The following is an 18,805-nucleotide window of genomic DNA, read 5'->3' on the forward strand; positions in this document are numbered from 1 at the left end:
CAACTCTTCGAGGAGTTTGCCATGTCTCTGTTCGACCTGTCACCGCGCGCCGAGAAATATCGGACGGACCTGCTGGAATTCATGGATTCCCACGTCTACCCGGCCGAGGCCGTCTACCACCGTCAGATGGAGGAAGCAGGCGACCCGCACTTCCACCCGCCGATCATGGAGGACCTCAAGGCGGAAGCGCGTTCGCGCGGACTGTGGAATCTCTTCCATCCACATCCGGAGTGGGGCCCCGGACTCACCAACCTCGAGTACGCGCCCCTCGCCGAGATCATGGGCCGAAGTCCGCTGGCGTCGGAGGCCTGCAACTGCGCCGCACCGGACACCGGCAACATGGAGGTGTTCACGCTCTTCGGCACCGACGAACACAAAGAGAAGTACCTGAAGCCGTTGCTCGACGGCACCATTCGCTCGGCCTTCGCAATGACCGAACCCGACGTCGCGAGTTCGGACGCCACCAACATCGAGATGTCGATGGTCCGCGACGGCGACGACTACGTCCTCAACGGGCGTAAGTGGTTCGCGTCCAACGCGATGCACAAGAACTGCAGGGTCCTGATCGTGATGGGTAAGACCGACCCCGCGGCGGCTCCCCACCGGCAGCAGTCGATGATGGTCGTCCCCATCGACGCACCCGGCGTCACGGTGGTGCGCAACCTCCCTGTCTTCGGTTACCACGACCGCGAAGGGCACGCCGAAATCCTGTTCGAGGACGTGCGCGTTCCGTCGAAGGACGTCCTCAAAGGTGAAGGCGAAGGCTTCGCCATCAGCCAGGCGCGTCTCGGCCCCGGCCGGATCCACCACTGCATGCGTGCGATCGGTGTGTCCGAACGCGCACTCGAACTGCTCTGCCGCCGTGCACAATCACGCGTCACGTTCGGTAGACCCGTCGCCGACAACGCCAACATCCAGGACTGGATCGCCGAGGCGCGCATCGAGATCGAGATGATCCGCCTCCTCACTCTCAAGACCGCGTACCTCATGGACACCGTCGGCAACAAAGAAGCGCGCACCGAAATCGCGGCGATCAAGGTCGCGGGACCGAACATCGCGCTGAAGATCGTCGACCGTGCGATCCAGGTGCACGGCGGCGGCGGCGTCACCGACGACTTCCCGCTCGCCATGGCGTACGCGCATCTGCGCACACTGCGTCTGGCCGACGGCCCCGACGAGGTACACAAGCGCGCGATCGCGAAGCAGGAACTGCGCAAGTACCGAGACCTGCGGCCCACCTCATGACCGGGTTCGACCTGACGAGCAGGACAGCGATCGTCACCGGCGCCTCCCGCGGCATCGGATTGGAAACCGCCCGCGCCCTCGCAGAGGCGGGAGCGAACGTCGTCGTGACGTCGCGCAGCCAGGAATCGGCGGATGCCGCCGCTGCCGACATCGGCCCGGCTGCGCTCGGTGTGGGTGCACATGCCGTCGACGAGGAGGCTGCGCGTCGATGCATCGACCTCACCCTCGACAAGTTCGGCAGCATCGACATTCTCGTCAACAACGCCGGAACCAACCCGTCGTACGGTTCGCTGATCGAGCAGGACCACGCGCGGTTCGCGAAGACCTTCGACGTGAACGTGTGGGGTCCGATGCTGTGGACATCGTTGGCGGTGAAGGCGTGGATGGGCGATCACGGTGGCAGCATCGTGAACACCACGTCGATCGGCGGCATGAAATTCGAGGCGAATATCGGCGTGTACAACGCGTCGAAGGCCGCACTGATCCACCTCACCAAACAGCTCGCGCTCGAGCTGTCGCCGATGGTCCGCGTCAATGCCGTCGCACCCGGTGTCGTGAGAACCAAACTGGCCGAAGCACTGTGGAAAGACCACGAACCGCGGGTCGCGGCGTCCACACCGCTCGGGCGCATCGGTGAGCCCGTCGACATCGCGTCGGCCGTTCACTTTCTCGTATCGGATGCGGCGCAGTGGATCACCGGCGAGGTGATGGTGATCGACGGCGGCCGGCTGCTGGGCAACGCGGCGTCGTTCCGGCAGGGAGGCGCGCGCGATGCCTGAGACCGTGGTGGTCGGGATCGATACCGACGCGGTCACGGCGTGGGTCGCCGAAATCGTGCCTGCGCTTGCGGGCCCGCTGACCTTCGAGCGGATCGGGCTGGGGCAATCCAACTTGACCTACCTGATCGGCGAGGCATCCGGCCGACAGTGGGTGCTGCGCCGACCACCGTTGGGCACGTTGCTCGCGTCTGCGCACGATGTTGCGAGGGAAGCCCGGATCCTCTCGGCCCTCGAGCACTCCGCCGTACCCGTACCCCGGATTCTTGCGGTGACCGACGACCCGTCGGTCACCGATGCGCCGCTCGTCCTGATGGAGTTCGTCGACGGACTCGTCGTCGACCGGATGGCGGTGGCCGAGACACTCACCCCGAAACAGCGACACGCGATCGGGATTCGCCTGCCTCGGACGCTTGCGGCGATCCATGCCGTCGACCTCCACGCGGTGGGGTTGGCGGATCTCGCGAGCCACAAGCCCTACGCCCAGCGGCAGCTCACCCGGTGGTCGGGTCAATGGGAACGCTCGAAGACACGCGAGATACCAGGCCTCGACGACCTCACCCGGAGATTGTCCGCCAGTATCCCGGAACAGCGGGAAGTCACGCTCGTCCACGGCGACTTCCACCTGCGCAACCTCATCACCTCACCCGACGACGGTGACGTGAGAGCCGTACTCGACTGGGAATTGTCCACACTCGGAGAACCCCTGGCGGACATGGGAAGCATGCTCGCGTACTGGAGCGAACCCGGCGAGCACACCGCGGGAGACTTCCCGGCCACACAACTGGACGGCTTCCCGAGCCGGGCCGAACTCGTGGAGATGTATCTCGCCGAGACCGGTCGCGACCCCGCCGCACTGAAGTTCTGGCATGCACTCGGGTTGTGGAAGGTGGCGATCATCGCCGAGGGCGTGATGAGGCGCGCGCTCGACGACCCGCGCAACAAGGCAGCCGCGAGCACCCCGACCGTGGAGCGCATCGACGCGCTCGTCGACGCAGCCCGGGCAGTCGCGGCCGATGCCGGAATCTGACCGACCGACAACCACCGAACTGAAGACTGTGACTACGTGAAGGCTGTGATCTTGTGAAAGCGTGGCGTGTACACGAACTCGGTGAGCCGCGAGATGTACTCCGGTTCGAGGAGATCGACGATCCGGCGGCAGGCCCCGGGCAGCTGCTCGTTCGAATGCTCGCGGCACCGGCCAACTTCCCCGACGTGCTGCTGTGCCGGGGAAAATATCAGGTCAGGCCCCCGCTGCCGTTCACGCCGGGAGTCGAACTGTGCGGTGAGGTGATCTCCGTCGGGGAGAACGTCACCCGTTTCTCCGTGGGCGACAGGGTCATCGGAAATCCGAATCTGCCGCTCGGTGCGTTCGCCGAGCGCACCGTGATGGACGAGGTGAACGCATTTCCTGCACCCGCGTCGCTCGACGATGCGTCGGCGTCGGCGTTGTTCATCGGATATCAGACCGCATGGTTCGCATTGCACCGCAGAACACGCCTGCTCGAGGGAGAGACGCTGCTCGTGCACGCTGCTGCGGGCGGTGTGGGCAGCGCCGCGGTGCAACTCGGCAAGGCTGCCGGCGCCCGTGTGATCGGCGTGGTGGGCGGGCCCGAAAAGGCCGAGTATTGCAGGACGCTCGGCGCCGACCTGGTGATCGACCGGCACACCGATGATTTCGTACCGCTGGTCAAGGAATTCACCGGCGGCAAGGGCGCCGATGTCGTGTTCGATCCCGTTGGCGGCGATGCCTACACCGGATCGACGAAGTGCATCGCGTTCGAGGGCAGGATCGTGATCATCGGCTTCGCCGGCGGAACCATTCCCACCCCGGGACTCAATCACGCACTGATCAAGAACTATTCGATCATCGGCCTGCACTGGGGTCTCTACAAGGAACGCAACCGCGCGGTGATCGAAGAATGCCACACCGAACTCGCGGCTCTCGCCGAGTCCGGGGCGATCGCGCCACTGGTCAGTGAGCGGCTGTCATTGTCGGAGCTCGCCGATGGGATTGCGCGGCTCGGTGAGGGAACGACCGTGGGCAGGGTCGTCTTCGAGCCGTAGCAGTACGCCTCGACGCAGTGATCGGCCGGCGGTTCTCGGAACCGCCGGCCGATCCTGAGTTCCGTCAGTTCTTCTGGTATTTGATGCTGAGTGTGAGCACGATCGTGATGGCACACATGACCACGAGCAACGCGCACACGGCCCCGAGCGCGGCCACCGTCGGCGTCGACGTGCCGGGCACGACGAGGGTGGCGAGCAGGACCGTCGTGATCGACGTGCCGATCGCCATCGCCGCGGTGCGCACGACCGACTGGCTTCCGGTGATCTCGCTGGTGTTGTGCTCGGGCACGAACTCGACCAGCAGGTTCGGCAGTGCCGTGTAGGCGAACGCGGTCGCAACGGAGACGGCCACCACCAGTGCGGTCATGCCGACGACCGAGCCGTGGAAGAGGAAGAACGAAGCGCACGCGATCATGAACACCGTGGTGCCGAGGAGCAGCGACGACCGGGCGCCCAGTGCTGTCGCGATCTTGCCTGCGAGCGGGGTGAAGAGCATTCCGATCATGGCGCCGACGAACGAGAGCATCCCGGCGTGGGTGGCCGACAGGCCGAGTCCGAACGGCGCGGTGGTGGGTGTCTGCATGATGATCGGAATGAGCATCGTCGTCACGCCGATCGGGCCGATGCCCAGCGCCACGGTGGCGAGCATGGTGGCGGCGACGTTGCGTTCGGCGAGCAGGCGCAGGTTGATGATCGGAGACTTGCGGCCCAGTTCCCAGCGCACCCACCAGGCGAAGATCGCAATGCCGATGACCAGCAGGCCGAGCACGCGGGGGTCGCCCCAGCCCCACGACTTGCCCTGGGTGAGCGCCAGCAGGATGGCGGTCACGGCGATGGCCAGACCGATCGCGCCGACGAAGTCGACCTGTTGACGTTCGGTGTCACGATGACGCCACGGCAGCACGGCCTCGACGAGGACGACGCATCCGATGGCGTAGACGGCTGTGACGACGAACATGTACCGCCAGTCGCCGAGGTCGATGATCAGGCCGGCCACGAGAAGCGATGCGGCACCGGCGGCGACCGCGGAACCGGCGATCAACGCGACGGCCATCGGCACCTTCTTCGCCGGGAGGTGCTCGCGGGCGAGGCCGATACACAGGGGCAGGATCGCGCCTGCGACGCCCTGGATCGCACGTCCGAGGATGACGCCCCAGAGAGTGCCGAAGGCCATGCTGACGATGGATCCGACTGCTGCGCAGATCAGGACGATGATCAGGACGCGCTCTCTGCCGTACATATCACCGAGGCGGCCACATACGGCGGCGGAGGCGGCAGCAACCAGTAGGAACGCGGTGACGCTCCATCCGACGGCAGATGCGTCCGTATTGAAGATCTCGGTGAACGTCGGGAGCGCCGCGTACATCATCGATGTCTCGAACGCGCTGATGATTTCCACCGCGATCAGCACGGCCACGATCAACCAGACCGGCCTGGTCCGTTCGTACCGCCGTTGTGCGCGTGTCGACCGGGGCCGATCGGGTAGAACCGATGTACTCATACGAGCTCCTGAATTCCGTGAGGCTTCGAGGAGCACCGTAGGGTTGTGTGCGTGGTCACATCGGTGGGATACCGCTGAGCGGGACCTTCGGCAGGGCAGATGTCAGTTCTGTGTCCGCGGCTCGTCGTCCACTGTGATCGCCCTGGTCAGTGATTCGGCGGCGAATCGGGTGAGCTCTGCGTGGTCGAGTTCGGCCGCCCAGTTGTGGACGATGGTGTCGGCCACGCCCTGAAGGGCGGACAGGACGAACGGGAGCATGGACGGGTCGTCTCGTAGGACACGGCCTTCGGATGCTGCGGCCTCGGTGAGTGCGGCATGGAGGCCGGCGTTGTACTCCCGTGCGGTCCGGCGCACCTCTCGGACCGATTCACGTTCGGTGCGGTCGTCGCCTTCGACGTCGCGCCAGGTAGCGGTGAAGCGGCCGACTCGGCCCCACTGGCGAGTGGACTCGGGGATCACCGCGGCAAGTAGCGCCGCGACTCCCTGGTCGCGGGGGAGGGCTGCCACGAACGACCGGGACTCGATCTGACTCTCGTTGAGTAACGAGGTGAAGATGTCCTGCTTATCGGTGAAGTACTGATAGATCAGCCCGACGCTGGTTCCGGAGCGTTTCGCGACCGAGCGGATCGTGAGTGCGGAGTACCCGCCCTCGTCCAGCAGAGCTGCGGCCGCATCGAGAGTGCGGCGACGCCGGGCTTCCGCATCCCCGTAGATGGATTTGTTGCTCGATTCGCCCATTGTCCCACCGTAGCCGGGTATCGGTAGCTGCCGATGTCCGCATTGCGGGTGTGTCCCAGTGAGATCGAACAATGTTCGAAGCGGGATTGAACAATGTTCGTTCTGTGGTTAGAGTCTCAATCATGGACCACCGCGCCCCTGTGGCGACGAAATCGACCCCTCCCGTCGTGAACGCAAGCGACACGCTCGCGGCCACAGAACTGGCAACAGGCGCGGGAGAATTACTCCTCGAACTCCGTCTCGGTCTCGAAGCCGGAGGCGCCGATCCGGATGAGATCCGCCGGATGGGAGATCTGAGGAGCCACGAGTGGCTCGTCCGTGCGCTCGAGGCCAAGTTTCCCGAGGACGCAGTGCTCTCCGAAGAAGGCGCAGACGATCTTGCCCGTCTCGGCTCGGACCGTATATGGATCGTCGACCCGCTCGACGGGACCCGGGAGTACGGCGAGTCCGGACGTACCGACTGGGCCGTGCACGTCGCCCTCGTCGAGAGCGGACTGCTGACGGCCGGAGCGGTCGCGATGCCCGCACTCGGGGTGACCTACTCGACGGGCGACACACCCTCAATCTCCTCGCCGCAACCGCGAACCCCTCGCGTGGTGGTGTCCCGCACCCGCAAACCCGAACCCGTCCTGGCCCTCGCGTCCGCGCTCGGCGGTGAACTCGTGGAGATGGGGTCGGCCGGCGCGAAAGCGATGGCCGTGGTGCGGGGTGAGGTCGACATCTACGCCCACACCGGCGGCCAGTACGAGTGGGATTCCGCCGCCCCCGTGGCGGTTGCACGCGCCGCCGGGCTGCACGTGTCACGAATCGACGGCTCCGAACCCCGCTACAACCAGGAAAACCCCTGGATGCCCGACATGTTGATCTGCCGCCCCGAACTGGCCGGCGAAGTATTGGAGGTGCTCGGACGATGAACAGTCCCACCATCAGTAAAACCCTGACACACCTGGAACGTCTCGAGGCGGAGAGCATCCACATCATGCGGGAAGCAGTCGCCGGGAGCGAGAACCCCGTGATGCTGTACTCGGTCGGCAAGGACAGTGCCGTGATGTTGCATCTGGCCCGCAAGGCGTTCTACCCGTCCCGCCTGCCCTTCCCGCTGCTTCACGTCGACACCACGTGGAAGTTCCGCGACATGTACACGCTGCGTGGCGAGACTGCCGCCGCAAGAGATCTCGACCTGATCGTGTACAAGAACCCGGAATGTGTCGAGAAGGGCATCAACCCGTTCACTCATGGTTCGGCGACCCACACCGACATGTGGAAGACCGAAGGCCTCAAGCAGGCGCTCGACCTGTACAAGTTCGACGCCGCATTCGGCGGCGCGCGCCGCGACGAGGAGAAGTCCCGTGCCAAGGAGCGCGTCTTCTCCATCCGCTCCGCCGAGCACCGCTGGGATCCGAAACAGCAGCGGCCCGAGCTGTGGCGGATGTACAACGTCCGCAAATCGCCCGGTGAGTCCCTGCGGGTGTTCCCCCTGTCGAACTGGACCGAACTCGATGTGTGGGAATACATCCGGCAGGAGAACATCCCGATCGTCCCGCTCTATTTCGCGGCGAAGCGGCCCGTCGTCGAACGCGACGGCGCACTGATCATGGTCGACGACGACCGGATGCCGCTGCTGCCCGGCGAGGTCCCCGAGCTCAAGAGTGTGCGCTTCCGCACCCTCGGGTGCTACCCGCTCACCGGCGCCGTCGAATCCACGGCCGAGACGTTGACCGACATCATCCAGGAAATGTTGCTCACCACCACCTCCGAGCGTCAGGGTCGCGTGATCGACCACGACTCCAGTGCCTCGATGGAGAAGAAGAAGCAGGAAGGGTACTTCTGATGACTCAGCCTTCGGAACTGATCGCCGACGACATCGAGCAGTACCTTGCACGGCACGCGAGCAAGTCGATGCTCCGATTCATCACGTGCGGCAGCGTCGACGACGGCAAGTCCACCCTGATCGGCCGCCTGCTCTACGAGTCGAAACTGGTCTTCGAGGATCAGCTTTCCGCGCTCGAAGCCGATTCACGCAAGGTTGGCACCCAGGGTGAGGGCCTCGACTTCGCGCTTCTCGTCGACGGTTTGGCTGCCGAACGCGAACAGGGCATCACCATCGACGTCGCGTACCGCTACTTCTCGACCGAGCAGCGCAAGTTCGTCGTCGCGGACACTCCGGGTCACGAGCAGTACACCCGCAACATGGTCACCGGTGCGTCCACCGCCGACCTCGCGGTGATCCTCATCGACGCCCGCAAGGGTGTGCTCACCCAGACCCGCCGGCATTCGTACCTCGTCTCGCTTCTCGGTATCCGCCACGTGGTGATCGCCGTGAACAAACTCGACCTGGTCGACTACTCGCAGGGCGTGTTCGACGACATCGTCAGCGAATACACGAGTTTCGCGAACGAGATCGGTCTCGGAGGCGTCGTCGCGATCCCCATGTCGGCGTACGTCGGTGACAATCTCACCGAACGCAGCTCCAACACACCCTGGTATCACGGGCCGACGCTGATCGAGCACCTCGAGAACGTCGAGATCGACGACGACCTGCGCAATGGCCCGTTCCGCATGCCGGTGCAGTGGGTCAACCGCCCGAACCTCGACTTCCGTGGCTTCTCCGGCCAGATCGTCGGCGGAGCCGTGCGTCCGGGCGACCGGCTGCGAGTTCTCCCCAGCGGCAAGGAGTCCACCGTCGCGCGGATCGTCACCATGGACGGTGACCTCGACGAGGCCATCGCCGGTCAGTCGGTCACCATTACTCTCGCCGACGAGATCGACGTCAGCCGCGGCGATGTGCTTGCCGGAGCGGAGGTACTGCCCGGTGTCGCCGACCAGTTCGAGGCGCACGTGGTGTGGATGGGCGAACACGAAATGCTGCCCGAGCGTCCCTATCTGTGTCAGATCGGGACGATGGCGGTGCAGGCACGCATCACCAAACCCAAGCACAAGGTCAACGTCAATACTCTCGAGAAGACTGCGACCAACACGCTTGCGCTCAATGAGATCGGCGTGTGCAACATCAGCTTCGACCGGCCGGTGCCGTTCGATGCCTATGCTGCGAATCGCGATACCGGCGGGTTCATTCTGATCGACCGGCTCACCAACACCACGGTCGGCGCCGGTATGATCGCGCACTCGCTGCGACGTTCCGACAACATCCACTGGCAGGCCGTGGACGTCGACGGTGATGCCCGCAGGGCGCTCAACGGCCACGGATCGCAAGTACTGTGGTTCACCGGCCTGTCCGGATCAGGCAAGTCGACCATCGCCAACGATCTCGAGCGCAAGTTGTATGCAATGGGCTGCCATACCTATCTCCTCGACGGAGACAACATCCGGCACGGACTCGGCCGCGACCTCGGATTCACCGAGGCCGACCGAGTGGAGAACATCCGACGCGTTACCGAGGTGGCCCGGCTGATGGCGGATGCCGGCCTGATCGTCCTGGCGTCGTTCATCTCTCCGTTCCGTGCTGACCGCGACGCGGCACGCGAAGTGATCGGCCCGGACCAGTTCTGCGAGGTGTTTGTCGACACCCCGATCGAGGTCGCCGAACAGCGAGATCCCAAGGGCCTCTACAAGAAGGCGCGCCGCGGCGATCTGACGAACTTCACCGGAGTCGACTCCCCGTACGAGCCGCCGGAAAATCCCGAACTGCGAATCCGCACGACCACGACCACGCCCGAGGAAGCAAGCGGGCTGGTAGTCGAATTCCTGCGCGACCGCGGCATCATCGCCTGACCACTTTCGTCGAGTAAGTCGTTCATCACCAGAAGGAGGGCCCTGTGCCCAGTCGTGACGAAATCTGCTCCGTCATCGAATCGTATGTGAAGCATCTGAGCAATCATGAGGTGGATCAACTCGTGTCGCTCTTCGCGGCCGATGCCGTCCAGCACGAGCCGCTGGGCATGAATACCTACCGGGGGATCGAGGAAATCCGGGAGTTCGACACCGAGTGCGCGAAGGTGGAGTTCTCGGTGACGCGATACTCGCCCATCACGGTCTTCGGCCGGTACGCCGCCACACAGTTGAGGATCCAGCGCGAGGGGATGCGCGAGTTCCTCGCCACCGACCTGTTCGAGTTCGACGACGAGTGCCGGATCGTCTCGCTCAGCGTCGTGATCGATATCGAAGCCCACGCGGATCAGGCCGGATCGCGGTGACGAGAGCCGCGATCCGGCCTGCTCAGACGACCCCCCGACTGCTCGATAACAAGATCGTGGTGGTCTCGGGCGTGGGGCCGGGGCTGGGCCGGTCCGTTGCGATCCGTGCCGCAGAGGCAGGCGCACGGGTCGTGCTGGCAGCGCGTACTGCCTCGCGGCTCGACGCTGTCGCGGAGGAGATTCGGGCAGGCGGCGGCACCGCTTTGTGTGTGCCCACCGACCTCACCGACGGGGAGTCGGTGCAGTCTCTCGCGTCGAGCGCGCTCGAAGAGTTCGGCCGGATCGATGCGGTGGTTCACAACGCGTTCGTCGTGCCCGCGCATGGCGGGCTGCTCGACGCCGCGCTCGACGACATCCGGCAGGGCGTGGACATCAACGTGCTGGCCTCGCTCGCTCTCACGAAGGCGCTGGCCCCGGCGCTCGTGGAGTCGCAGGGTTCGGTCGTGATGATCAATTCGATGGTGATCCGGAACCGATTGCCGAACTTCGGTGCCTATCGGGTGATGAAATCGGGTCTCCTGGCGATCGCCAGGAGCCTGTCGGTCGAGCTCGGACCGAAGGGCGTCCGGGTGAATTCGGTGGCTCCGGGGTACATCTGGGCCGATTCGGTGAAGCGGATGTTCGAACGGCAGGCGGAGCAGCGTGGTGTCGATCCGGACGTGATCTACGCCGAGGTCGCGGCAGGCACCGATCTGCGCCGGCTGCCCGAGCCCGACGACATCGCGAACGCGGTCGTGTTCCTCGCCTCCGATTTCGCGCGGGCGATCACCGGGCAGTGCCTGGATGTCGACTGCGGTCACACCCACCACTGAGACATTCTCGCAAGGACATTCTCGCAAGGAGTATGGATGACACACGATTACGACGGCATCGGTTCCATCGAGGACCTGCACCAGGCCGCGCGTGAGGCTGCCGGATACAGCGACTTCGGCAGCGACGACTACCTCGAAGGGCTGCAGGTTCTCCTCGATTCCTTCGAACGCGAGGCCGATCTCACCTCACAGGGGCGGATGATCGCCCGCAAGATGATCGTCAGTGCACTCTCGGGTCGCCTGACCAGCGAAGCCGGATTCTCCCGCTACCCCGCACACGTCGACGTCGCGGTCGAGCGACCTGTCTTCGTGTGCGGCCTGACGCGGACGGGGAGCACTGCGCTGCACCGGCTGCTCAGCGCGGACCCGGCGCATCAGGGCGTCGAGATGTGGCTTGCTGAATCACCACAGCCTCGCCCCGCTCGCGAGACATGGTCGGAGAACGCGGATTTCCTCCGGTCGGATGCCTTCTACCGGGCCCGCCAGGAGAATGAGGCGGATCTCATGAAGGTGCATTTCATGGGAGCGGAAGAAGTCGAGGAATGCTGGCGGCTGCTACAGCAGACGATGCTCTCGATTTCCTTCGAGTGCGTGTCGTACATACCGTCCTACTCGACGTGGTTGGCCGAGCAGGACTGGACTGAGACCTACGCGAGGCACAAGAAGAATCTGCAGCTGATCGGGATGAACGACCCGGGGCGTCGGTGGGTTCTCAAGAGCCCCAGCCATGTGTTCGCGATCGACGCGATCATGCGCGCCTACCCGGACGCATTGATCGTGCGCACATTCCGCGATTCACACACGTCTATGGCGTCCACCTTCAGCCTCGCCGAGCAGGGCAAGCACGACATGTCGGATGCGTTCGACCGCGAGACCATCGGGCGTACTCAACTCGAGTTGTGGGCGCGGGGTAACTGGGAGTTCAACGAGGCTCGCGCCCGCTACGACGCGGAACAGTTCATCGATGTCGACTACCGGGATTTCGTCGCAGACCCGACCGGCACGGTCGAGAAGATCTACGCGCAGTTTGCGATGCCGTTCACGGACGCCACACGTGCTGCGGTGGAGGCGTCGCATCAGGGCAGCCTCGCCGAGCATCGTCGCCCGTCGCACGTCTACTCGCTCGAAGACTTCGGGATCACGGCCTCCGACGTCGATCGGGCATTCGCCGCCACCGCCTGAAGCGGACCTCGGAACACCGACCGAAGAACAGGACCATCATATGAACGCGACCTGGGAGAAGTTCTGCGCCGATCTTCTCGAGACCGGCAACATCCTGCAGGACGAGATCGTCCCGCAGGACTCGACGACCCAAGCCGAAGGTGTCCGCTACCTGAGCCGGCTGCTGCGCTACGCCACCATCAACTGCGTCGAATACACCGATCCACGGTGGCCACAGTTCACCTCGGCGCCGAACCCGAACATGATGACGAAGATCGGTGCCGACAACCCCGACAACCTGTACATGCGCGCGAACATTTCCGGTAGGTACACCTACCGGATCACGGGCACGCGGGGGACCGTGCCGCTCGTGACGTTCGGGTCGCGGGTCAACCGGTACCACATCGACGGCACCATGCTGCAGACCGGCGACCTGCACGGCCACGATCTCGACGTCGACGAACACGGGCGGTTCACGTTCATCGCGAGCGTCGACGCACCCGCAGAAGGGTCGTGGCTGCCGCTCGCCGCGGACAGTAACCTCATCTCGGTTCGGCAGACGTACCGGGACCGGCGCAGCGAGGTTCCCGCCGAGCTGTCCATCGAATGCCTGAACCCCGACGGTGAATTCGTCCCGTTGAGCTCGGAAGAGATGTCCGGCCGCCTCGGAAAGGCCATCGGCATGGTCCGCGGCACCGCGAACACTTTCCTGGAATGGTCGCGCGAGTTCCAGGGGCAGCCCAACGAGATCTTCGACCGCGGACAGGAAACGTTCCAGAACGCCGGTGGTGATCCCACGATCTTCTACCTGCACGGCTACTGGAAACTCGCCGCCGACGAAGCCTGGGTGATCGAGACCGAGGTGCCGAACTGCGAGTACTTCAACTTCGTGCTGCAGAACTTCTGGGTCGAGTCGCTCGACTACAACCGGACCAACATCTACATCAACAACCACACGGCGAAGCTGAACGACGACGGCACGTTGACGATCGTCGTCGCCGCGAAGGATCCCGGATTCGGCAATTGGATCGATACCGATTCGCACACCGAGGGCACGTGGGCGATGCGCTGGATCAAGGCCGATTCGCATCCGATCCCGGCGTCGCGGGTCGTGAAGTTGTGAGCTCAGTGCCCATGAAGAGATCAGGGCCCATGAAATGGGCACTGCCCGCCGCGATGATCGATGCGGGAGACCTGCCCGCCTTCGCTCGGGTGGCCGACGAATGCGGCTACGACGCGATTGCATTGCCCGACTCCGTCTTCTACCCCGAGACGGTGTCGGCCGACTATCCGTATTCGGCGGACGGCAAGCGGATGTGGGCTCCCGAGACGCCGATGCCCGATCCGTTCATCGCGATGACCGCGATGGCGGCCGTCACCGCGCGCGTGCGGTTCTACACCAATGTGCTGAAGCTGCCGCTGCGCGATCCACTGCTCACCGCGAAGCAGGTGGCGACAATGGCGGTGATGTCGCAGAACCGCATCGCGGTCGGCGTCGGACTGTCGTGGATTCCCGAGGAATTCGAGTTCACCGGTACCGAGATGCGCACTCGCGGTGCGCGCACCGACGAAGCCATCGCGATCGTCAAGGCGGTGTGTTCCGGCGAGGGGCCGCAATGGGTCGAATTCCACGGTAAGCATTACGATTTCGATCGTCTGATGATCAGTCCGGCGCCTGACCGGCCCGTCCCGATCTACGGCGGCGGTCACAGCGAAGCGGGTCTGCGGCGCGCGGCGCGGCTCGGAGACGGCTGGATCTCGGTCAATACGGATACCGAAGCGCTGGCATCGGCGATCACACGACTGACGGAGCTCCGTTCCGAATTCGGCCGTGCCGATGTGCCGTTCGAGATCGATGTGTCGCCGACAGACGTCTCCGATGTCGACGGATACCGACGCCTGGCCGATATCGGGGTCACTCGCGTGCGGGTGGCGCCCTGGCGGATGTACGGCGTGGATCCGTCGGATCCGCAAGCCAGGCTCGACGCGATCCGACGGTTCGCCGACGACGTGATCGGTGTTCAGTAGGCGCCGACGCGGGCGATGAACGCGTCCAGATTGGACCGGACGCGCTCGATCCGGCCGTCGAGTGGGGAGTCGTCGCGGTACAGACGGCCCCCACTCGGCGTCTTCTTGCGGCGTGCGTAGAGCGAGCAGCCGAGGTCGGCACACATGTAGATGCCGACCGTATTGCCCCGGCGTCCGGCGTCGCCGGTCTTGCTCGCCGCCATGAGGTGCACTCCGCCGTTGGGGTGCGTGGTCTGGCAGATCGAGCACATCTGCGCGGGGCGGCGGCCACCGGACTCGTGTCGCAGTGCGACCCCGACGATGCGGTCGCCCTGCTCGGCCACCACGTAGCAGCGGCCGGGATACGACGGGTCGGTCCAGCCGAGGAAATCGAGGTCGTCCCAGGGCAGACCGTCCAGGTCGGCGGGGACGGACAGGCGCTTCGCGTCACCTTTCGAGCAATTGATGAACGACGACCTGATGTCGCGTTCGCTGACCGGCAGCATGGATGCGCCTTCCTTCTCGACTGCGTTCGACGTTCGCCGACGCTACGGACCTTCGTTCGCTGAGGCAACAGAATTTCCGTCGCGGGACTCCCGGTCGTGACCGTCGGCGTCGTGACCGTCGGCGAGTTTGCGGAGCAGGCGGGCGAGCTCTGCGCGTTCGGCGGCGTCGAGCCGGGTGAACACTTCGGCCGCGTCGGCGTCGCGTGCGGCGTCGAGCTCGGTCAGTAGGCGTCGCCCGTCAGAAGTGAGTTGTACGCACACCGCGCGCCGATCGGCCGGGTCGGGTAGTCGCTCGGTCAGACCGCGGGACTCGAGCCGGTCGACGACCTCCGTCACCGACCGCGGCACGATGCGCAGCGACTTCGCGACGACCCCCAACCGGGCCGGTTCGTCTGCGTTGCCGATCACCCGCAGCGCCCGGTGTTCGTGCGGGGACAGCTCCCAGGGCCGGATTCTCTCGTGCCACCGTTTTCGCAGCGTACGGGTGGTGGCCATGAGAAGGTCGCGGAGTGTGGCGGGGGAGTCCGACATGACGTTCACCATACCTCAGTTGACTGTTACCTCTTAATGAGGCAACCTCACTAAGTAGGAACGAATCATGAATCGAGGTGGTGCGCACATGATGCAGCCCCCACCCGGCCAGGGCGGCGGCAGAGGCCGCGGATCCAAGGTCGACCCCAAAGACATCGAACAGCTGAAGGAATCACCCGTCAGCCTGCGGCGCATCGGCGCCCTGTTCGCCCCCTACCGCTGGCAGATCACCGTCGTCGTTGCGCTCATCGTCGCGTCGTCGGTCATCTCGCTCGCGAACCCCTTCCTCGTCCGCGCCGTCATCGACGACGCGATCCCGCACCAGAACGTGAGCCTGCTGCTGTGGGTGGTGGGCGGCATGCTCGCCGTCACCGTCGTCAGCTCCCTGCTCGGCGTCGCTCAGACGTGGATTTCCACGACCGTCGGGCAGCGGATCATGCACGATCTGCGAACTCGCGTGTTCTCGCACCTGCAACGGCAGTCGTTGAGCTTCTTCACCCGGACTCGCGGTGGTGAGATCCAGTCGCGGCTGACCAACGACATCGGTGGAATGCAGTCGGTGGTGACCTCCACGGCGACGTCCATCGCCTCCAACGTCACCACCGTGGTCGGTACCGCCGTCGCGATGACGATCCTCAGCTGGCGACTGGCGCTACTGTCGCTGATCGTGCTGCCGCCTGCCATCTGGCTCACGCGCCGTGTCGCGATGATGCGACGCGTGATCACCGCTCGCCAGCAGCGCCGCATGGCCGATATGCAAACGCAGATCGAAGAGGGGCTGTCCGTCAGCGGAATGCTGCTCGTCAAGACTCTCGGCACCGGGCCCGCACTGTCCGGTAAGTTCGCGCAGACCTCCGACGAGCTCGCCGATCTCGAACTGCACGCGCAGCTGTCCGGACGCTGGCGCATGGCCACCATGAACATCGTCTTCTCCGCGATCCCCGCGGTGCTCTATCTCGTCGCCGGCCTGCCCGCTACCTCCGGCGGCATGACGATCGGTACCCTCGTCGCCTTCACCGGCCTGCAGGCGACCCTGTTCCGGCCGCTGATGAGCCTGCTCGACGTCGGAATCACCGTCACCAGTTCGCTCGCGCTGTTCAGCCGGATCTTCGAATACCTGGACCTCACCGTCGAGATCGACGGCCCGGAGAGACCGGTCCACGTCGACCGCGAACGGGTCGCGGGTGCAGTGCGATTCGAGAACGTCGACTTCCGGTACGACGGCGCGCACCGCCTCGCACTCGACGACGTCACCCTCGACGTGCCTGCCGGTGCTCAGATTGCCCTCGTCGGCGAGACCGGTTCGGGCAAAACCACACTCGGCGGTCTCGTCGCGCGGTTGTACGATCCGACATCGGGGCGCGTCACGATCGACGGTGTGGACCTGCGCGACATGGCGCTCGCCGATGTTGCCGCGCTGGTCGGTGTGGTCTCGCAGGAGACCTATCTCCTCCACGCGACCGTGCGTGAGAACCTGCGCTACGCGAAGTCCGACGCGACCGATGCGGAGATCGAGGCCGCCGCCCGCGCCGCGCGCATCCACGACCTGATCGTGTCGCTGCCGGAGGGCTACGACACCGTCGTCGGAGCCCGCGGTCACCGTTTCTCCGGTGGTGAGAAGCAGCGGCTCGCCATTGCGCGGACGTTGCTGCGCGACCCACGGATCCTGGTGCTCGACGAGGCCACCAGCGCGCTCGACAACGAAACGGAACGTCTGGTGCAGCAGGCGATCGACACCGCGCGACACGGCCGCACGACGATCACCATCGCGCACCGCCTCTCGACGGTCCGCGACGCCGACGAGATCGTCGTACTCGATCACGGCAGTATCGTCGAACGCGGTAGCCACGACACGCTGGTCGCGCTCGGCGGCCGGTACGCGGCACTCGCTGCCCGAGTCGAGCAGCCGGTCGCCGTGTGAGCTGAACTCTCGCGAGGATTTTCGCTTCCCGCTGCCACGATCGTGGATGTGGGAAGCAAGAATCCGCGCGGATACCTCAGCGGTGGATCACAATCTCATCGTTGGACCCCGAAGGCCTCGAGGACGGTACCGAACTTCACTGTGGTCTCGGCCAATTCGTCGGCGGGATCGGAATCTGCGACGATGCCTCCGCCCGCATGTGCAGTCAGTGTCGTGCCGTCGGGTTCGAGGACCGCGCAACGGATGGTGACCATCCATTCGCCGTCGCCGTTCTCGTCGCACCAGCCGAGTGCGCCCGCGTAGAAACCGCGGTCTCCTTCGAGTTCGCGAATCAGATCGCGGGCGGACTCGGTGGGGGTGCCGCAGATCGCGGGTGTCGGATGGACGGAAAGTGCCAGGTCGAGGGCGGTCACCGACGGGTCGCGAAGTCTGCCCGACACCGGCGTTCCCAGATGCCATAGGTGCCGAGTGTTGGTGAGGGAAGGGTGATTCGGAATGTGCAGTTCCGAGCACAGCGGCTCGAGCGATGCCCGCAGGGAATCGATCACGTGGGCGTGTTCACCCAGGTTCTTGGCGGATGCGCGAAGTTCCTCGGCTGTGGCGCGGTCGAGTTCGGGGTCCGAACTCCGGGGTGCGGAACCGGCGAGGGGGTGCGCGGTGACGAGGTCGCCACGGCGGCGGATGAGTACCTCGGGGCTTGCACCCACCAGGTGACGTCCGGACCACTGCGCGCCTGCCGCACTGAGATCGACGGAGAAACCGTTGCCGACGGTGTCGTGGGACACCAGAGCGACAAGAAGTGTTTCGGGATCGATGCGGCTCTCGGCCTCGAGAGTGAGGGCTCGGGCGAGGACGACTTTCTCCAGCGTGTTGTCGTCGGCACGGAGCAGACCCAGCGCCGTGGTCACGCGGTCGACGTGTTCGACCTCGGCGGGCATGACTCCGGAGATCCGGATCGTCGGTAGCGCAGGCGTTTCTGTCGTGAATGCGGTGGCGGTGTGGTCGAGAACCTCGGGCGCGGTGAGCGCTGCCGGGTGGTCGGGGGCGAAGGGAAGAGCTCCGACCACGGCGCGGATCCGTCCGGTGCGCAGCGCGGACACGGCGTCGGCGGCGGAGTCGAAGCGGTCGTGAACACCGTGGGCGAGCACGGTGCCGTGAGGGCGGGACAGCACGAAGGGGGGCGGTGCGGTCCGTCCGGCCCGGTCGGTTGCGGCGGCGACGGCGACCGGTGCTTGCATGCTCACACCTTTCGGTTGCGGCTGATCGGCCGCGGCGGCTGCGCGCGACCGGTCACGAAACTATACGGTTAGCCTTACCTTTGCTATCGCTACGAATCGTGTTGCGCGACGAGAAGGGTCGGTTCGCCGAAATTCCGGGTGAAATCGG

Annotated in this window: 18 protein-coding genes; 13 read left to right on the forward strand and 5 right to left on the reverse strand. The window is 65.1% G+C overall.

Going from position 1 to position 18,805, the window contains the following annotated elements; all coding sequences use genetic code 11:
- The first annotated feature begins 21 nt into the window (after positions 1-21).
- The 4 genes from ACFWCF_RS22500 to ACFWCF_RS22515 are packed head-to-tail and all read left to right on the forward strand — an operon-like array spanning position 22 to position 4,088.
- Positions 22-1,245: an acyl-CoA dehydrogenase family protein gene (locus tag ACFWCF_RS22500; RefSeq protein WP_378566274.1), complete on the forward strand. Its 1,224-nt coding sequence runs from the start codon at positions 22-24 to the stop codon at positions 1,243-1,245.
- Positions 1,242-2,024: an SDR family oxidoreductase gene (locus ACFWCF_RS22505; RefSeq protein WP_378566275.1), complete on the forward strand. Its 783-nt coding sequence runs from the start codon at positions 1,242-1,244 to the stop codon at positions 2,022-2,024. Before ACFWCF_RS22500 ends, ACFWCF_RS22505 begins: the two co-directional genes overlap by 4 nt.
- The gene (locus ACFWCF_RS22510; protein WP_378566276.1) at positions 2,017-3,051 is read left to right on the forward strand and encodes a phosphotransferase family protein; all 1,035 of its coding nucleotides are present in this window, start codon (positions 2,017-2,019) and stop codon (positions 3,049-3,051) included. Before ACFWCF_RS22505 ends, ACFWCF_RS22510 begins: the two co-directional genes overlap by 8 nt.
- A gap of 53 nt (positions 3,052-3,104) precedes the next feature.
- A complete protein-coding gene (locus tag ACFWCF_RS22515) occupies positions 3,105-4,088 on the forward strand; it encodes an NADPH:quinone oxidoreductase family protein (protein ID WP_378566278.1) in 984 nt (327 codons plus the stop codon).
- Between the two features lie 64 nt (positions 4,089-4,152).
- Here ACFWCF_RS22515 and ACFWCF_RS22520 read toward each other — a convergent pair whose 3' ends face one another.
- Positions 4,153-5,589 carry an MFS transporter gene (locus tag ACFWCF_RS22520; protein ID WP_378566280.1) on the reverse strand — a complete coding sequence of 479 codons (1,437 nt, stop codon included), beginning with the start codon at positions 5,587-5,589 and terminating at the stop codon, positions 4,153-4,155.
- 102 nt (positions 5,590-5,691) lie between these two features.
- Positions 5,692-6,327 (reverse strand): TetR/AcrR family transcriptional regulator, encoded by a 636-nt coding sequence (locus ACFWCF_RS22525; RefSeq protein WP_378566282.1) that lies wholly within the window; start codon positions 6,325-6,327, stop codon positions 5,692-5,694.
- Between the two features lie 122 nt (positions 6,328-6,449).
- On the opposite strand from ACFWCF_RS22525, the gene ACFWCF_RS22530 reads away from it, so the two are divergent.
- Genes ACFWCF_RS22530 through ACFWCF_RS22565 form a run of 8 tightly spaced genes read left to right on the forward strand, consistent with a single transcriptional unit; the run spans position 6,450 to position 14,482 of the window.
- A complete protein-coding gene (locus ACFWCF_RS22530) occupies positions 6,450-7,241 on the forward strand; it encodes a 3'(2'),5'-bisphosphate nucleotidase CysQ (RefSeq protein WP_378566284.1) in 792 nt (263 codons plus the stop codon).
- Between the two features lie 11 nt (positions 7,242-7,252).
- Positions 7,253-8,158, forward strand: a complete 906-nt coding sequence (gene cysD, locus ACFWCF_RS22535) for a sulfate adenylyltransferase subunit CysD (RefSeq protein ID WP_378566379.1) — start codon at positions 7,253-7,255, stop codon at positions 8,156-8,158.
- Positions 8,158-10,059 carry a sulfate adenylyltransferase subunit CysN gene (gene cysN / locus ACFWCF_RS22540; protein ID WP_378566286.1) on the forward strand — a complete coding sequence of 634 codons (1,902 nt, stop codon included), beginning with the start codon at positions 8,158-8,160 and terminating at the stop codon, positions 10,057-10,059. The genes cysD and cysN overlap by 1 nt, the downstream gene beginning before the upstream one ends.
- A 44-nt stretch (positions 10,060-10,103) precedes the next feature.
- Entirely contained in the window at positions 10,104-10,481 is a 378-nt protein-coding gene (locus ACFWCF_RS22545; RefSeq protein ID WP_054714012.1) for a nuclear transport factor 2 family protein, read from the forward strand.
- Positions 10,478-11,293, forward strand: a complete 816-nt coding sequence (locus tag ACFWCF_RS22550) for an SDR family oxidoreductase (RefSeq protein ID WP_241997447.1) — start codon at positions 10,478-10,480, stop codon at positions 11,291-11,293. The genes ACFWCF_RS22545 and ACFWCF_RS22550 overlap by 4 nt, the downstream gene beginning before the upstream one ends.
- Before the next feature lie 36 nt (positions 11,294-11,329).
- Positions 11,330-12,475, forward strand: coding sequence for a sulfotransferase family protein (locus ACFWCF_RS22555; RefSeq protein ID WP_378566289.1), 1,146 nt, complete (start codon positions 11,330-11,332; stop codon positions 12,473-12,475).
- 40 nt (positions 12,476-12,515) lie between these two features.
- A complete protein-coding gene (locus ACFWCF_RS22560; RefSeq protein WP_132475332.1) occupies positions 12,516-13,577 on the forward strand; it encodes a DUF1214 domain-containing protein in 1,062 nt (353 codons plus the stop codon).
- Positions 13,578-13,606: 29 nt separating this feature from the next.
- Positions 13,607-14,482 (forward strand): TIGR03619 family F420-dependent LLM class oxidoreductase, encoded by an 876-nt coding sequence (locus ACFWCF_RS22565; RefSeq protein WP_378566292.1) that lies wholly within the window; start codon positions 13,607-13,609, stop codon positions 14,480-14,482.
- On the opposite strand, the gene ACFWCF_RS22570 is transcribed toward ACFWCF_RS22565, so the two are convergent.
- Positions 14,476-14,967, reverse strand: a complete 492-nt coding sequence (locus tag ACFWCF_RS22570; RefSeq protein WP_054714018.1) for an FBP domain-containing protein — start codon at positions 14,965-14,967, stop codon at positions 14,476-14,478. The two genes, ACFWCF_RS22565 and ACFWCF_RS22570, sit on opposite strands and share 7 nt — an antisense overlap.
- Positions 14,968-15,009: 42 nt before the next feature.
- Positions 15,010-15,510 (reverse strand): MarR family transcriptional regulator, encoded by a 501-nt coding sequence (locus ACFWCF_RS22575; RefSeq protein ID WP_132475341.1) that lies wholly within the window; start codon positions 15,508-15,510, stop codon positions 15,010-15,012.
- A 76-nt stretch (positions 15,511-15,586) separates the two neighbouring features.
- On the opposite strand from ACFWCF_RS22575, the gene ACFWCF_RS22580 reads away from it, so the two are divergent.
- Complete coding sequence (locus tag ACFWCF_RS22580; RefSeq protein WP_378566296.1) at positions 15,587-17,419, forward strand: ABC transporter ATP-binding protein; 1,833 nt, start codon at positions 15,587-15,589, stop codon at positions 17,417-17,419.
- 95 nt (positions 17,420-17,514) lie between these two features.
- On the opposite strand, the gene ACFWCF_RS22585 is transcribed toward ACFWCF_RS22580, so the two are convergent.
- Positions 17,515-18,657 (reverse strand): isochorismate synthase MenF, encoded by a 1,143-nt coding sequence (locus tag ACFWCF_RS22585; protein WP_378566299.1) that lies wholly within the window; start codon positions 18,655-18,657, stop codon positions 17,515-17,517.
- Positions 18,658-18,805: the final 148 nt, after the last annotated feature.

The sequence above is a fragment of the Rhodococcus sp. NPDC060090 genome (genome assembly GCF_042729855.1).
GTDB lineage: Bacteria > Actinomycetota > Actinomycetes > Mycobacteriales > Mycobacteriaceae > Rhodococcus.

Excerpts from the sequence above, each read along its gene's own strand:
- ACFWCF_RS22570 (WP_054714018.1), bottom strand. The coding sequence starts at position 14,967 with ATGCTGCCGGTCAGCGAACGCGACATCAGGTCGTCGTTCATCAATTGC.
- ACFWCF_RS22575 (WP_132475341.1), bottom strand. The coding sequence starts at position 15,510 with ATGGTGAACGTCATGTCGGACTCCCCCGCCACACTCCGCGACCTTCTC.
- ACFWCF_RS22520 (WP_378566280.1), bottom strand. The coding sequence starts at position 5,589 with ATGAGTACATCGGTTCTACCCGATCGGCCCCGGTCGACACGCGCACAA.
- ACFWCF_RS22525 (WP_378566282.1), bottom strand. The coding sequence starts at position 6,327 with ATGGGCGAATCGAGCAACAAATCCATCTACGGGGATGCGGAAGCCCGG.
- ACFWCF_RS22530 (WP_378566284.1), top strand. The coding sequence starts at position 6,450 with ATGGACCACCGCGCCCCTGTGGCGACGAAATCGACCCCTCCCGTCGTG.
- ACFWCF_RS22560 (WP_132475332.1), top strand. The coding sequence starts at position 12,516 with ATGAACGCGACCTGGGAGAAGTTCTGCGCCGATCTTCTCGAGACCGGC.
- ACFWCF_RS22500 (WP_378566274.1), top strand. The coding sequence starts at position 22 with ATGTCTCTGTTCGACCTGTCACCGCGCGCCGAGAAATATCGGACGGAC.
- ACFWCF_RS22565 (WP_378566292.1), top strand. The coding sequence starts at position 13,607 with ATGAAATGGGCACTGCCCGCCGCGATGATCGATGCGGGAGACCTGCCC.
- cysN (WP_378566286.1), top strand. The coding sequence starts at position 8,158 with ATGACTCAGCCTTCGGAACTGATCGCCGACGACATCGAGCAGTACCTT.
- ACFWCF_RS22580 (WP_378566296.1), top strand. The coding sequence starts at position 15,587 with ATGATGCAGCCCCCACCCGGCCAGGGCGGCGGCAGAGGCCGCGGATCC.
- ACFWCF_RS22555 (WP_378566289.1), top strand. The coding sequence starts at position 11,330 with ATGACACACGATTACGACGGCATCGGTTCCATCGAGGACCTGCACCAG.
- ACFWCF_RS22585 (WP_378566299.1), bottom strand. The coding sequence starts at position 18,657 with ATGCAAGCACCGGTCGCCGTCGCCGCCGCAACCGACCGGGCCGGACGG.
- ACFWCF_RS22505 (WP_378566275.1), top strand. The coding sequence starts at position 1,242 with ATGACCGGGTTCGACCTGACGAGCAGGACAGCGATCGTCACCGGCGCC.
- ACFWCF_RS22510 (WP_378566276.1), top strand. The coding sequence starts at position 2,017 with ATGCCTGAGACCGTGGTGGTCGGGATCGATACCGACGCGGTCACGGCG.